This window comes from Lactobacillus xylocopicola, assembly GCF_033096005.1.
Classification (GTDB): domain Bacteria; phylum Bacillota; class Bacilli; order Lactobacillales; family Lactobacillaceae; genus Lactobacillus; species Lactobacillus xylocopicola.
The window spans coordinates 558,419-572,299 of record NZ_AP026803.1; the positions used below are offsets into that span (position 1 = coordinate 558,419).

Genomic DNA, 13,881 nt, shown 5'->3' on the forward strand with positions numbered 1-13,881 from the left:
GGACGTAACATGCGTACACCAATTATTGCTGGTAACTGGAAGTTAAACATGAACCCAGACCAAACTAAAGAGTTTGTTGCTGCGGTTAAGAACAAGTTACCAAACCAAAACACCGTTGAAGCACTAATTTGTGCTCCAGCCGTTGACCTCGATGCCTTGAAAAAGGCTGCTGCTGGCTCCAACTTATTAGTCGGAGCAGAAAATGCCTACTTTGAAGATGAGGGTGCCTTCACAGGTGAAACTTCACCTAAAGTGTTAAAGGAAATGGGCATCGACTACTGTATCATCGGTCACTCAGAGCGGCGTGAGTACTTCCACGAAACTGATGAAGATATTAATAAAAAGGCCCAAGCTTTATTTGCTAACGGCGTAACTCCAATCATTTGCTGTGGTGAGTCACTAGAGACACGTGAAGCTGACCAGCAAGCAGAATGGGTTATTCAGCAAATCAAGGCGGCTTTAGCCGGTTTAACTAATGATCAAGTGGCTAAAGCTGTAATCGCTTATGAACCAATTTGGGCAATTGGTACTGGTAAGACTGCTAGTTCCGATCAAGCTCAAGAAATGTGCAAGACGATCCGTGATACGGTCAGAGACTTGTACAATGATGAGACTGCTGACAATGTTCGTATTCAGTATGGCGGTTCGGTAAATCCGGGCAACGTTAAGGAATTAATGGCTAAGCCAGACATTGACGGTGGACTTGTTGGTGGCGCCAGCCTAAAGCCTGATTCATACCTAGCTTTAGTTAACTACCAAGACTAGATTTTAACTATACAAAGTAAAAAAGCTCCTGCAAGTGCAGGGGCTTTTTGTGTATGGATTATTTTAAAATAAAATTTTGTTATTTTTTATTATTCTCAGCTTTAATCCATTAACATATTTGTGTTTGTGACCACTACCACGCGTTATTTTATTATTGATATGCAAATATAAATTGCAAAAAAAAAAAAATATAGTAAAATTTAATTGTTCGACAATCAGATTTTGCTGGAGTTAGCATCTAGCAATTTTTAGGAGGAAAAGATGCAAAATAAGAAAAAAACAAGAATTATAAGTGCTGCTGCCGCTTTGTTAGCGGTTAGTCCGATTTTTGCGACGACAGTATCAACTGTATTAGCTGATTCAATAGTCACTATTGATGCTGGAACAGTTACTAGCACTGCCGACGCTGCTACACTTAAGTTAAACGTCAAAAACGTTGCTGATTTAGTTTCCGGTAATGTTGCTTCTAAGTTGCAAGTGGCACTAGCTACACCAAATGTGCCAGCAGGTGCCAAAATAGAAGCAAAAGACGCAAAGGTTTACACTAATATTGATGCAGAACCAAATGGCAAAGGTATAGTGGGCGCTGGTTCTGAAGTTCAGAATTTTGCTGCGGGCTTTGAGTATTATGCTGCTACAACTGTTGATATTACTGGTTTAACTCCTGGTAAGACATATGAAATCACAGCCGGTGATGGTGTGTATAATCTTGAAGCTGACAACACAGGTAAGATTACCGGAATCGGCGTAATCAGTGATGCATTTAAACTTTTTGATAAAAGCAATAGTGGTACACCAATTGTTAAGGAAAAGAAGGAAGGAGGTTCAACAGTCACTTCAGGCGAAATCAAACTTGCTGCTACGGACACCAATGTTGATGCTATTGCCAAATTGATTACTGATAAATACGCTGTAGAAACTAATGGTAACGCATCAGCAGACTTTAAGAATATTCAAGATGACATTCGTGCCTCCCTTACTGATGCTGGTATTAATGTTAAGCCAAATGGTAGTTTTGCCCAACCAATGAAACCATTTAAGGTTACGTTGAATTTGTTAGCAGATAATGGTAATACTGCCACATTTGATACAATAGTTACTCCAGCCTTTATTGTTGAAGGTACGGCTTCACTTAAGTTAAACATCGACAACCTTGCTGACTTAGATGACAATGCACCTGCTACTAAATTGCAAACATCAGTGACGTCTTCAACTTTGCCGATAGGTGCTAAAGTTGAGAAGTCAGGTATTAAGGTTTACACTGACGTTGATGTAGAACCAAGTGGTAAAGGTTTAGTAGGATCAGGAACAGAAGTTACAAATCTTGCTAAAGGTACTGACTATTATGCAGCCACAACTCTTGATATTACTGGTTTAACTCCTGGTAAAATATATGAAATTACTATCGGTGATGGTACATATTACCTTGAAGCTGATAGTGCAGGTAAGATTACCGGAATCGGTGTAGTTAGCGATGCATTCAAGCTTTTTGATACTACTCTGACTGGTGAACCAGTTGTTAAAGAAAATAAGGCGGGTGGTGAAGTCGTTAAGTCAGGCTCTGTTGACCTGACTGCCGCAGACACCAATATTGCTGAAATCGCAGCTAAGATTACTGCTAAATATGCAGTATCAACTAATGGCACTCCAACTGAGAAAGCTGATTTTAAGGATCTTCAAGCTGATATTCGTGCAGCTCTCAGTGGTGTAGATGCTAACGGTAACTTTACCCAACCAGCAAACCCGTTCGATGTCATTTTGAACTTAATTGCTGATAGCGGTAAGACCGGAACTTTCAAAGTTACGGTTAATCCGGCAGTTGTTATTCCAGCACCTGTCAACCCAGGACCTGTTAGTGGTGGTGGGGCTTCCACTACTACTCCAGTAACTGGTGCTACTGATGGTTCTTCCAAGCCAGCTGAGGACAAGGTATCTAAGACTGTTATGCATAACGCATACATCTACGATCTACAGCACAAGCGTGTGGGCACTGAAACTTTACGTGCCTTCACTAAGGTTGATGTAGATAGTAAACCAGTTAAGCTTGAAGATGGTCGTCTGGCCTACAAGATTGCTGAAGGTCAATACGTAATGGCTGACAACATCGACGGTACTTCACGTGTCTTGAAGCATAATGCTTATGTCTACGATACGGGTAAGAAACGTGCTGACAAGCGTGTTCTGCGTAAAGGTAAGACTGTCATTACTTACGGTTCACCTTACAAATTCAAGAATGGTAAGCTCTACTACCGGATTGGTGGTCCTGCTAAGCAATACGTTAAGGTTGCTAACATTCGTTAATTAACTTTTTGGCAGTTAAAGTAAGCTACTAAATATAGAAAACCGGAAACGAGTTAGTCGTTTCCGGTTTTTTTCTTGAGGTGCAGACTTATGCGAAAAAAGCTTGCTATTTTGCCCATTTTAACTGATAATATATGAAAGATTCACTAAGGAGAGTAACAATGAAAAGAAAAAAATTGATACCACTGTTAGCGACTGTAATTACACTGAGTGCAGTTGGTGTGGAGGTTAGCCAAGCAAGTCAAGCAAGTCAAGTCCAAGCTGCTGACTGCAAGAAGGCTACGACCACTACTAAAAAGAAAAAGTATGGTTTAGACAAGGCTTTTGTTTTTCCGAAGTCATACCAGGGTAAGTGGTACAGTAGTAGCAATACAACTATTTATCCCCTTAACTTTCACCGGAGCGGCTTTGACGCGCCCTGGAATAACCAGTATATCAACGTTGTCAAGCTAGGCAAGATGAAGGGTACTAAGAAATACATTTGGCAGATGTCCCGGTCATGGGTAGAGCATAATATTACTGATATAGACCAATACTTACGTGGCAGTAAAGAAAAGAAGCGTGGGAATAACTGGATTGTAGTCAGTCCCGTTGATCAAAAGTTGCGTACGCGTGGTTATGCCTATACTGTGAAGAATGAAGTGTTGGATGGTAAGAAGCAAGCGGTGCTCTTTGAGTCAGCTCCAGGAACGGGTAAGGTAGTCAACCAATTCTTCAGGACCGAAGCACTGGCGCAAAAGTATGGCAGAGAAAAATTTGATAATATGAAGTATAGTTCAATTTTTTAAAACCATCACAAATGAGGCTAAATGCCTTATTTTGTTTTGAATTGAAAATTATTGTTTAGTAATACTTGTGTTATCAGGCAATTAATAAGATAATTAAACTCAGCAAATTTGAATGGAGAATAAATAATGAAACGGCAAAAAATCATTACGTTACTGGCGGCAGCCACTATTACTCTAACGACCGTAAGCGGTGTAGCAGTTAATGATGGTCAGCAAGTCCAGGCGGCTGCCAAGGGGAACAAGTATGGTTTTATCAAATTGTACACTTTTCCCAAGTCTTATCGAGGCACTTGGTACAATACTAGCTTTCTGAGCGGCAGCCCTATTACTATTCGTAAGACTTCTTTTGGGGCTTCAATTATTGGCAACCATATTAACGGTTACAAAGTTGGTAAGGTTAAGGGGACAAACAAGTATCCTTGGCAGATGTCCACTAGCTGGCAGGATGCCAATAGCGACATCTTTAATAAGAATGCGCGAATAACAGAAAAAACGATGCACGGTAGTAAGTGGATTGTTATTGGTATGGTTAATAAAAAGGCCCAGAATTTTGCTTTCACCGTTAAAACGGAAGTATTGAATGGTAAAAAACAAACCGTGCTTTTTAGAGCCAATGCAAGTAACGGCTTGGTTACTCACCAATATTTCTCTTCTCAAGCACTCGCCCAAAAATATGGCCAGCACCAGTTTAAAAATGTGACTTACCAGTAAATATTTCTTTATTAGGTAAGAGAAAAAGCTGTAACGAAACAGAAATGACGTTACAGCTTTTTGATTAAGGCAAATTTCAAGTTGAAGTGCAGGTAACTAATAATGAAATTACTTTTAACGGGTGATAGCATAATCGCCCGCAAAGAGGGGCTGCAAGAACCTCATATTAATAATGATATCAAGAAAAAAATACCCCAAGTTGAAGTAGTTAATACAGCAATTTCGGGTATTAATTCAGGAGCATTTTTGGCAATGTTGGCAGATTTAATTTTGAAAAAACCTCGTGGTGATAAACTGGCAATTTTACTTGGAACCAACGACTTGGCCTTACATAAGCAAGTCCCGCCGGAACGCTTTAAGCAAAATATTGAATTACTAGTTGCAAGTGTCATCTGCCAGTACTATCCGCCCAATGTGGTGCTTATTTCGCCACCAGCAGTTGATGAACGTAAGCAGAAAAAACGCAATAATAAGTTAGTAGAGCGCTATGCGGGCATTATCAATGAGGTTGCACACGTCTATCAGGTCAAGTTTGTCAACTTGTACCAGGCGATGATTAATGCGGGCGATTTGTCTAACCTGTGCCGAGGCGAGTTGGATGATGGGCTTCATTTCGGAGCGGCGGGATATGACCTACTGGCTAACTTATTGGTAGAGCAACTGACCAGGTAACCTTAAATTTGAAAACAACCGCCTAATTAAATTTTACCTTGTAGTTTCCACCGATGGGCGGGAAGGTAGGCAGGCGCAGCGGGGTAGTGTGCCACTGGGTAAAGAGAGTTGCACAAAGTAAGATAAAGGGTACGTCTTCGGGCCGGGCAATGTCACAAGTTAAGACGACCCCGCTTTTTTTCATTTCGGTTTTGACAGTTGCTACTTTCTTCAGACCGGTAATGAACTTGTAGCTACCATTTCTGATACTACCGGTAACTAGGTAGTTGAGCCTGGTAAGGTAGAAGAGATTGGCTGCTCGGTTGTTCAAGCGCTTGACTTTGACCAGCGAGTGATTGACCACATCAATTGTAAAGGAGGCAATTAGTCCGTTGCCGTCAGTGTAGAGGCGGCCAATTTCTTTACCCGTATTGGTTTTTAAATAAAGGGTATGGTTAGGATTGTCCAGGTTGCCCTGGATAATGTAGCGAATCTTGCCCTTGTCGTTAGCTACCGGAATCTGCCCGTATTCCCGCTTTTGAGTTAACTCTAAAAAATAGCGCATCATAGTACCCCTATTCTTTTCGATTATTGCTAATAAATTCCCTTAAAACAGCAGCTACGCCATGATCATTATTTGACTTAGTAATTACTTGAGCTAGTTCCTTGATCACCGGAACGGCGTTGCCCATTGCCACACCGGTTCCCGCCGCTTCGATCATGCTGGCATCATTTAGGTTGTCGCCAATAGCTGCGATTTCTGCACGTTTAAGTCCCTTTTGGTGGGCATAATCAAGGAGGGCCCGCCCTTTTTGAGCCTGGGCATCGTTAATTTCAATGTTAGCGGCGGCGCTGGAAGTGACTACTACCCCGCCAAGTTGCATAATTTCTGCTTTGGCTGCGCTAAAGGCTGCTGGTCCACGACGGTCAAAGGCAATTATTTTCATTATTTCAACTTGGGGATTGGCTAAGAGGTCACCGAAGTCACTTACTTCGACCATGCTGCGCATTGCGTCACTTCCTGCTGAAGTTGCCACGGCTTTTTTAAAAGAGACCTGCTGGTTTAATGCAACCAGTGAGTGTGCCAGATTGACGATGCGTTGACTGACATCCGTCGAATAGATCTGCTCTGTAGTCACTAACTCGAAGTAAATGTGGTGCCGGGCCAGGATTGCTGCCACCGCCCGGACCTTGGGAGCGGGGAGGGTGTGTTTAACCTGCAAGTTACCTAGCCGGTCAAAAACCAGTGCGCCATTAAGGTTGATAAAGCCAGTTTGGAGGCCGTAAGCTGCAATTGTTCGACGTGATTGACTAGGGGCTCGTCCTGTGGCCACCAGAAACTCAATACCATTTGTTTGGGCTGCTCGGATTGCGGCTACATTTTCGGCCGATATGGCCAGATCACGATTGAACAAGGTTCCATCCAAGTCGCAAGCTACTAACTTAATCAAAAATATCCCAGCTCCTTTCCAGCTTCCCCGTTAATTAATTTCATGATACCATAAAACTAGTGAAAGTGAGGCGGTTTAAAAAATGAAAAAGTTTATTGGTAATGACTGGGATGAAGTTTTGGCTCCAGTCTTTGAAAGTGAAAAGTATCAGCACTTACGTGAATTTTTAAAAAAAGAATACGCCACCAAGCAAATTTTCCCCGACATGTATCATATTTTTACTGCCTTTAAATTAACGCCATTTGCTCAAAGTAAAGTGGTTATTTTGGGTCAAGACCCTTACCACAATCCTGGACAAGCGACTGGCATGAGCTTCTCCGTAATGCCGGGCGTGAGTTTACCGCCGTCACTAAAGAATATCTACCAAGAATTGTACGATGACGTGGGTTGTCTTCCGGTTCAGCACGGTTACCTCAAAAAGTGGGCTGATCAGGGTGTACTAATGCTCAATGCGGTTTTGACCGTGCCATACGGTCAAGCTAATGGCCACCAAGGCCAGGGTTGGGAAGAAGTAACTGATGCTGCAATTAAGGCTTTAAGTGACCGGGGACGGATAGTTTTTATTCTGTGGGGGAGATACGCTCAAAATAAGATTACCCTAATTGATCAGGACAAAAACGTGGTAATTAAGTCAGCCCATCCTAGTCCGTTTTCAGCTGACCGGGGATTTTTTGGATCGAGACCGTTCTCACGGTGTAATGCAGCTTTGAAGGATTTTGGGGCAACCCCTATCGACTGGCAATTACCTGAACAAATTACACAAGCAGATTTAGCATAGGTGGAATAATAATGAGTATTTTTGAAGTATTAAAGTCTAAATTAAACGATGCTCCGCAAAAATTGCGGATTGTTTTTCCGGAAAGTGAAGATATCAGGGTCTTGCGAGCTGTGCAGAGACTAGTAGCAGAAAACTTGCTGGAGCCGGTTTTGCTGGGCCAGCCAAAACGGGTTAAGGAAATAGCCCGGCAAGCAGGCCTCAACTTAGACAAGATAATAATAGTGCAACCTGACGCTGATGACCGGATGGTCGCGGCTTTTGGTCAAGCGCGGGGAAAGCGTATTTCTGAAGAAGAAGTAAGAACTGCCTTGCGGGACGATAACTACTTTGGCACAATGATGGTCCAAATGGGTGATGCTGACGGGATGGTTTCTGGGGCCACGCGTTCAACAGCGGCAACTGTACGACCAGCACTGCAGCTAATTCACGCAGCGCAAGGAATGAAGCGGATTTCAGGGGGCTTCATTATGGAACGGGGCGAAGAGCAATATGTTTTTGCTGATTGCGCAATTAACCTTGATCCAGATAGTCAGACGCTGGCGGAAATTGCCTACCAGTCTGTTCAGACAGCAAGAATGATTGATCTTGAACCGCGGGTGGCTTTTTTGAGCTTTTCAACCAAGGGCTCGGCCAAGGGTGAGATGGTCGATAAAGTCGTAAAAGCAAGTGAATTATTTAAGCAAAACCATCCTGAAATTATTGCTGATGGGGAGTTGCAGTTTGATGCTGCCTTTGTGCCAGAAGTTGCAGCTGCCAAGTCCTCCCAATCTCCTCTCAAGGGGCGGGCTAATGTTTTTATCTTTCCTGAATTACAGTCGGGCAATATTGCATATAAAATCACGCAGCGCCTAGGAAACTTTACGGCAATTGGCCCGATTCTACAAGGCATTGCCCAACCAATCAACGATTTGTCTCGGGGAGCCAGCAGTGAGGATATTTATGATATCGCCATCTTGACTGCAGCCCAAGCGCTAGTAGGGAGATAAAAGATGAAGCTGAGGATTAATTCGCCGGTAGAAATGAAAAAAGTGGGCGCAATTATTGCAGGGACAGCTCAACCGCACGATATCTTGTTATTAACCGGTGACTTGGGCGCCGGTAAAACCACGCTGACCCAGGGAATTGCTGGTGCATTAGGAGTTAAACGGCCAGTCAAAAGCCCAACATTTACCATTGTGCGTGAATACCGCGAAGCCAGTTTGCCAGTTTTTCACATGGATTTTTACCGCCTTGAGGCAGATGACTTGTCTTCGATTGACCTGAGCGCTTATTTGGCAGAACCGGGTTTGGTCATTATTGAGTGGCCAGAAGTAATCAAGGCAGAGCTGCCGGATGAATACTTGCAACTGGTTATTAGCCGGATTGATGATAGCTGGGATTCTACCAAACGTGTCGTTGAATTTCGCCCTCGTGGGTTAAGAAACGAGGGCTGGGTCGAAACTATTTTGCAAAAAGTTGAATAAAAAACCAGGACAGTCTACCGTCCTGGTTTTTTAAATTTGATAAACCAAATTTTTCAGTGCCTCATCACCGAATCGTTTATTTTGCGCCAGCAGAATTCCCGCACAGGCCTCGCTATCGCTCAAAGCGTTGTGATGGTGCCATAATTCAACACTGAGCGCCTTAGCGACTGTATCGAGCTTGTGGTTGACCAGGTCCGGTTCGAAAACCTTGCTTGTTTGCAGGGTATCGATAACAAAGTAATGTGGTTCCTGGATATCATAGCGGGTCAGGCTTTGTCTCATGACATTGGTGTCAAAACGGGCATTATGCGCACAAACTAGCATGCCCGGTTGAAATAGATTTTTGATTTGTGGCCAAACTTCGGCCATCGTTGGCGCGTCTGCCACGTCAGCCGCAGTAATATCATGAATTTGAATATTGCGTGCATCAAAGGGCATTTGTGGATTGATGACAGTATAAAAGCGGTCGACAATTTGGTTGTTCCGCACCATGACCAGAGCCAGCGAACACGCGCTTTCTGGATGCCGGTTGGCGGTTTCAAAGTCCATTGCAATAAAATTCATTTTTTCTCCTTTAAAACTTAATTTTAGTATAACATAGGATGAAGCCGATCGCTGATTGCGGTAAAATAGAAAAAGACATATTAAAGGGGATAAAAACTTTGGAGTTATTCGAGCTTGCAAAAAAAGGAATAAAAATAGAAAAACAAGTTCCGCTCAGTCGCTACTCGTTTACAGAAACGGGGGGGCCAGCAGAATATTTGGCTTTTCCCAAGACTTTAGCTGAATTAGAACAGTTGGTTGCCGCTGCCCGCAACGAGCGACTTCCCCTGACGATAATTGGTAATGCATCCAACTTAATTATTCAAGATGGTGGCATCGCTGGATTAGTGCTTATCTTAACGGCCATGAAGCAGATTAGAATTGACCAAGATCAAGTAACTGCACAAGCCGGGGCTCGTATTATTGATACGGCCTTTACCGCTGCCCAGTGCAAGCTGACTGGTCTGGAATTTGCAGCTGGTATTCCAGGTAGCGTTGGCGGTGCTGTTTTTATGAATGCCGGTGCCTACGGTGGCGAAGTGTGTGATGTGGTCCAGAGCGTTAGAGTTTTGACTCGTACTGGTGAGTTTAAGTGTTACACGAACGAAGAAATGAAGTTTTCATACCGTCATTCTGTGGTGCAGGAAAATGGTGATATTGTAATCGAGGCTACCTTTGCATTGCAGCATGGTAAAAGAAATAAGATCTTGGCTGAGATGAACTATTTGAATGCATTGCGGCAGTATAAGCAGCCCCTGGAATACCCCTCTTGCGGCAGCGTCTTTAAGCGGCCAACTGGTTATTATGTGGGTCCCTTAATTATTAAGGCCGGCTTGCAAGGAAAGCAAATTGGGGGTGCTCAGGATTCGACCAAGCATGCCGGATTCATAGTTAATAAGGGCGCAGCAACTGCGACGGATTATCTTGATTTGATTCATTTGATTCAGCAAAAGGTAGATGAACGTTTTGGCATAAAGCTGCATACTGAAGTTAGGATTATTGGCAAACCAGCTGATTGAGGAGGGGGAATTTAGCAATAATGGAAGGAATACCCATGCATTTTAACATCGCAAATATTTTATCGTGGCGCAGTCTGTCACTTATCCTCGATGTATTGATTATCTGGTTCTTGGTCTATCACTTAGTGGTGTTGATCAGAGGGACCAAGGCGGTTCAACTTGCTAAAGGAATTGTCCTGATTTTTGCCGTCAGGATTATTGCCGGTATTTTGCAACTGCACACAACAACGTGGTTGATTGATCAGATTGTTTCCTGGTCTGTGGTCGGCATTATCATTATTTTCCAACCAGAAATCAGGCGTGGTCTTGAACACCTTGGCCGCTTACCAATCTTTGGTGAGCGCGAAGACAGTCAGCGTGATGAATCACTCAAATTCATTGATGAACTTGACAAGTCGATTCAGTACATGTCCAAGCGCAGAATTGGTGCGCTGATTACAATTCAACAGGAGACGGGTCTTGATGACTATATTGAAACGGGCATCAAGTTGAATGCCCATGTTACTGGCGAATTGTTGATTAATATTTTTATTCCCAATACTCCACTACACGACGGTGCCGTCATTATCGATAAGGACCACAAGATTGCTGTGGCAGCGGCTTATCTGCCTTTGTCAGATAGCAGCATGATTCCTAAGCGCTTGGGAACTAGGCACCGGGCTGCAGTTGGGATTTCTGAGGTGACAGACGCAATTACAATTGTTGTTTCTGAAGAAACAGGTGGTGTGACCATTACTCGTAATGGCCGGTTGTTGCTCGATATGACCCGTGAAGAATATTTGAAATACTTAACGGCGCAATTGGTGCCAAAACAACATAAAAATGAAAAATGGTACCAAAAAATTGTCCGTAAAATCTGGAAGTGGGGTGCTGATCGATGAAGAATTTTTGGAGAAAGTCCTGGGTCATCAGCTTGATGTCGCTTCTAATTGCGGTTTTGCTGGTGATTTATGTCAATTATTCACAACAGGGTTTTCTGATCCAGGGGCAGAGTGAGCGTACTAAACAAACGGCTAACAAAAGCCAAACAATTTCAGTTCCTTTGCAAGTTTCAGTTGATACCGACAAGTATTATGTCATTGGCTACCCTGAAAAGGTAAGTGTTACTCTAGAGGGGTCGACGGCACTAGTTACTTCAACCGTTAATACGCAAAACTTCCGTGCTTATATCGATTTGACTGCTAAAAGTATTGGCGAACATTCCGTTAGGGTAAAAATGACGGGAATCAGTAGCCAACTATCATACTCAATTAGCCCAAAAACAGTCCATGTCAATATTCAGCGGCGGAAGTCGACCACTATGCCTATTCAAATGGAGTATAATAAGAATGCCATTGCTGAAGGGTATAAATTGGGGCATACCAGTGTTTATCCGCAACAAGTCGAAGTGACCGGTGCACGTAGCGAGGTTGACCAAATTGACCAAATTGTTGCCAAGGTCGTTTTGCCTAATGGAATCGATCATCCTTATGAACGCCAGGTTAATTTGATTGCGGAAGATCGTAATGGTCGGCAACTTAACGTTGTGATTGAACCAGCCACCGCTAAGGTGACTATTCCAATCTCAGTTGTCAAGAAGACGGTCAAAGTGAAAATTGAGCCCAAGCATGAACAGACGGATAAGGTATACTCGCTGACTGCCAAAAGTAGTCAAGTAACGATATATGGAAGTGAAGAAACCCTGGCCAAGATAAAGCACTTAAAGGTTCCAGTTGACTTAAGCAACGTTGCTTCTTCAACTGTCAAGACTGTAACTCTGGCCTTGCCCCATGGTATTGTCAAAGCGAACCCAAGTCATCTGGTTGTGGAAGTTAAAGTTGAGAATATCAACGATTCGAAAAAAACACACGGTAAATAAAAAATGAGAGGTAGTTTTTATGTTGAAATATTTTGGCACTGATGGTGTGCGCGGAGTAGCTAATCGTGACTTGTCACCTGAAATGGCCTTTAAATTAGGGCGTGATGGTGGCTATGTCTTAACCAAGAATAAAGCTAAAGATGAGCAGGCTAAGGTTTTGGTATCACGCGATACGCGAATTTCTGGCCAGATGTTAGAATACGCTCTCATCTCTGGCTTGTTGTCGGTGGGAATTGAGGTTTTAGAAGCAGGTGTAATCACCACCCCGGGTCTGTCTTACCTTGTGCGTGCACAGGGCGCTGATGCTGGTGTCCAAATTTCAGCTTCACATAATCCCGCTGAGGATAATGGTATCAAGTTTTTTGGTAGTGATGGCTTGAAGCTTTCCGATGAAATGGAGGAAGAAATCGAAGCATTGTTTGATGCTGAAGTGGACACTTTACCCCGGCCATCTGCGAAAGGTTTGGGCTCAGTGACTGACTTTCATGAGGGTAGTGCGAAGTATTTACAATTTATCGAAAATACTATTCCAGAAGACTTGGACGGTATTAAGGTTGTGATTGATGGAGCAAATGGTGCGGCCAGTAGCCTCATCTCGCGCTTATTTGCTGACTGCGGAGTTGACTTCACTACGATTGCCACCCACCCTAATGGATTAAATATTAATGATCATGTTGGTGCAACTCATACGCAAAAGTTACAGGAAGAAGTAGTTAAACAGGGCGCTCAGTTGGGACTTGCCTTTGACGGCGATGCGGACCGCTGCATTGCCGTGGATGAGCATGGTAAGGAAATAGACGGGGACCACATTATGTACATTCTTGGCACCTATCTTGAAGACAGTGGTCGGTTAAAGAAGGATACAATTGTGACTACGGTCATGAGTAACCTGGGCTTTACTAAAGCGCTTGAGCGACGTGGAATTAAAAATATCCGCACGCAGGTTGGTGACCGCTACGTTTCGGAAGAAATGCGCGCAAACGGATATAACCTCGGTGGTGAACAATCTGGTCATGTGATTATGAGTGATTACCATAACACCGGAGACGGGATGCTCACCGGTCTGCACTTAATGCTAGTAATGAAGAAGACGGGAAAATCCTTAACAGAGTTGTTACAAGATTTCAAAGATTATCCCCAGTGCTTGGTTAATGTACCGGTTACTGACAAAAAGAATTGGCAAGAGCATCAGGCAATTCTTGATGTAATCGAAGCAGTAGAAGATGAGATGGCCGGTGATGGTCGTGTCTTGGTCCGACCATCTGGTACCCAAGAACTTCTCCGGGTAATGGCTGAGGGCCCGACTCAAGCAGAAACAGATGCCTATGTTAAGCGTATTACGGACGTCGTTGAAAGAGAAATGGGCGTTTAACAGACAACCAAAACAAAAGAAGCAGGAAATTTTCCTGCTTCTTTTGTTTAAGCGCAATGGCTCTCCCACTTAGTATATACCAATTCAAATATTATAGCTTGACCAATTTTATTAAATATCATATTATTGCTGTTGTAACTAAAATAATTTTTTAAACCAATTTGTATTTATGACTATACCA

15 protein-coding genes are annotated in these 13,881 nt (G+C 43.2%); 12 read left to right on the top strand and 3 right to left on the bottom strand.

Annotated features, from left to right (window positions below; genetic code table 11):
* Positions 1 to 9: 9 nt before the first annotated feature.
* The 5 genes from tpiA (at position 10) to R8389_RS02885 (ending at position 5,237) form a co-directional block, all read left to right on the top strand.
* The gene (gene tpiA, locus R8389_RS02865) at positions 10 to 765 is read left to right on the top strand and encodes a triose-phosphate isomerase (protein ID WP_317637975.1); all 756 of its coding nucleotides are present in this window, start codon (positions 10 to 12) and stop codon (positions 763 to 765) included.
* A 261-nt stretch (positions 766 to 1,026) separates the two neighbouring features.
* Positions 1,027 to 3,066 carry an SLAP domain-containing protein gene (locus R8389_RS02870; RefSeq protein ID WP_317637976.1) on the top strand — a complete coding sequence of 680 codons (2,040 nt, stop codon included), beginning with the start codon at positions 1,027 to 1,029 and terminating at the stop codon, positions 3,064 to 3,066.
* Positions 3,067 to 3,227: 161 nt separating this feature from the next.
* Positions 3,228 to 3,854 (top strand): hypothetical protein, encoded by a 627-nt coding sequence (locus tag R8389_RS02875; protein WP_317637977.1) that lies wholly within the window; start codon positions 3,228 to 3,230, stop codon positions 3,852 to 3,854.
* Positions 3,855 to 3,980: 126 nt separating this feature from the next.
* Positions 3,981 to 4,565 carry a hypothetical protein gene (locus R8389_RS02880; protein ID WP_317637978.1) on the top strand — a complete coding sequence of 195 codons (585 nt, stop codon included), beginning with the start codon at positions 3,981 to 3,983 and terminating at the stop codon, positions 4,563 to 4,565.
* 102 nt (positions 4,566 to 4,667) lie between these two features.
* Positions 4,668 to 5,237 carry a GDSL-type esterase/lipase family protein gene (locus R8389_RS02885; protein WP_317637979.1) on the top strand — a complete coding sequence of 190 codons (570 nt, stop codon included), beginning with the start codon at positions 4,668 to 4,670 and terminating at the stop codon, positions 5,235 to 5,237.
* A gap of 22 nt (positions 5,238 to 5,259) precedes the next feature.
* Here R8389_RS02885 and R8389_RS02890 read toward each other — a convergent pair whose 3' ends face one another.
* Together R8389_RS02890 and R8389_RS02895 are read right to left on the bottom strand one after the other, a co-directional pair.
* Entirely contained in the window at positions 5,260 to 5,781 is a 522-nt protein-coding gene (locus R8389_RS02890; RefSeq protein WP_317638234.1) for an LURP-one-related/scramblase family protein, read from the bottom strand.
* 10 nt (positions 5,782 to 5,791) lie between these two features.
* Positions 5,792 to 6,667 (bottom strand): Cof-type HAD-IIB family hydrolase, encoded by an 876-nt coding sequence (locus R8389_RS02895; protein ID WP_317637980.1) that lies wholly within the window; start codon positions 6,665 to 6,667, stop codon positions 5,792 to 5,794.
* An 82-nt stretch (positions 6,668 to 6,749) separates the two neighbouring features.
* Between R8389_RS02895 and R8389_RS02900 the strand changes: the two genes are divergently transcribed.
* From R8389_RS02900 to tsaE, 3 genes are read left to right on the top strand one after another with little or no spacing between them, the layout of a single operon-like run.
* Entirely contained in the window at positions 6,750 to 7,445 is a 696-nt protein-coding gene (locus R8389_RS02900) for a uracil-DNA glycosylase (RefSeq protein WP_317637981.1), read from the top strand.
* Positions 7,446 to 7,456: 11 nt separating this feature from the next.
* On the top strand, positions 7,457 to 8,431 hold the full coding sequence (gene pta, locus R8389_RS02905; RefSeq protein ID WP_317637982.1) for a phosphate acetyltransferase: 975 nt from the start codon (positions 7,457 to 7,459) through the stop codon (positions 8,429 to 8,431).
* A 3-nt stretch (positions 8,432 to 8,434) separates the two neighbouring features.
* Positions 8,435 to 8,908, top strand: a complete 474-nt coding sequence (gene tsaE / locus R8389_RS02910; RefSeq protein WP_317637983.1) for a tRNA (adenosine(37)-N6)-threonylcarbamoyltransferase complex ATPase subunit type 1 TsaE — start codon at positions 8,435 to 8,437, stop codon at positions 8,906 to 8,908.
* Between the two features lie 30 nt (positions 8,909 to 8,938).
* Here tsaE and R8389_RS02915 read toward each other — a convergent pair whose 3' ends face one another.
* Entirely contained in the window at positions 8,939 to 9,472 is a 534-nt protein-coding gene (locus R8389_RS02915; protein WP_317637984.1) for a 3'-5' exonuclease, read from the bottom strand.
* A 98-nt stretch (positions 9,473 to 9,570) separates the two neighbouring features.
* On the opposite strand from R8389_RS02915, the gene murB reads away from it, so the two are divergent.
* Genes murB through glmM form a run of 4 tightly spaced genes read left to right on the top strand, consistent with a single transcriptional unit; the run spans position 9,571 to position 13,700 of the window.
* The gene (gene murB, locus R8389_RS02920; RefSeq protein ID WP_317637986.1) at positions 9,571 to 10,470 is read left to right on the top strand and encodes a UDP-N-acetylmuramate dehydrogenase; all 900 of its coding nucleotides are present in this window, start codon (positions 9,571 to 9,573) and stop codon (positions 10,468 to 10,470) included.
* A gap of 35 nt (positions 10,471 to 10,505) precedes the next feature.
* On the top strand, positions 10,506 to 11,351 hold the full coding sequence (gene cdaA, locus R8389_RS02925) for a diadenylate cyclase CdaA (RefSeq protein ID WP_317638236.1): 846 nt from the start codon (positions 10,506 to 10,508) through the stop codon (positions 11,349 to 11,351).
* On the top strand, positions 11,348 to 12,328 hold the full coding sequence (locus R8389_RS02930; protein ID WP_317637987.1) for a CdaR family protein: 981 nt from the start codon (positions 11,348 to 11,350) through the stop codon (positions 12,326 to 12,328). Before cdaA ends, R8389_RS02930 begins: the two co-directional genes overlap by 4 nt.
* Positions 12,329 to 12,347: 19 nt before the next feature.
* Positions 12,348 to 13,700, top strand: coding sequence for a phosphoglucosamine mutase (gene glmM / locus R8389_RS02935; protein ID WP_317637988.1), 1,353 nt, complete (start codon positions 12,348 to 12,350; stop codon positions 13,698 to 13,700).
* Positions 13,701 to 13,881: the final 181 nt, after the last annotated feature.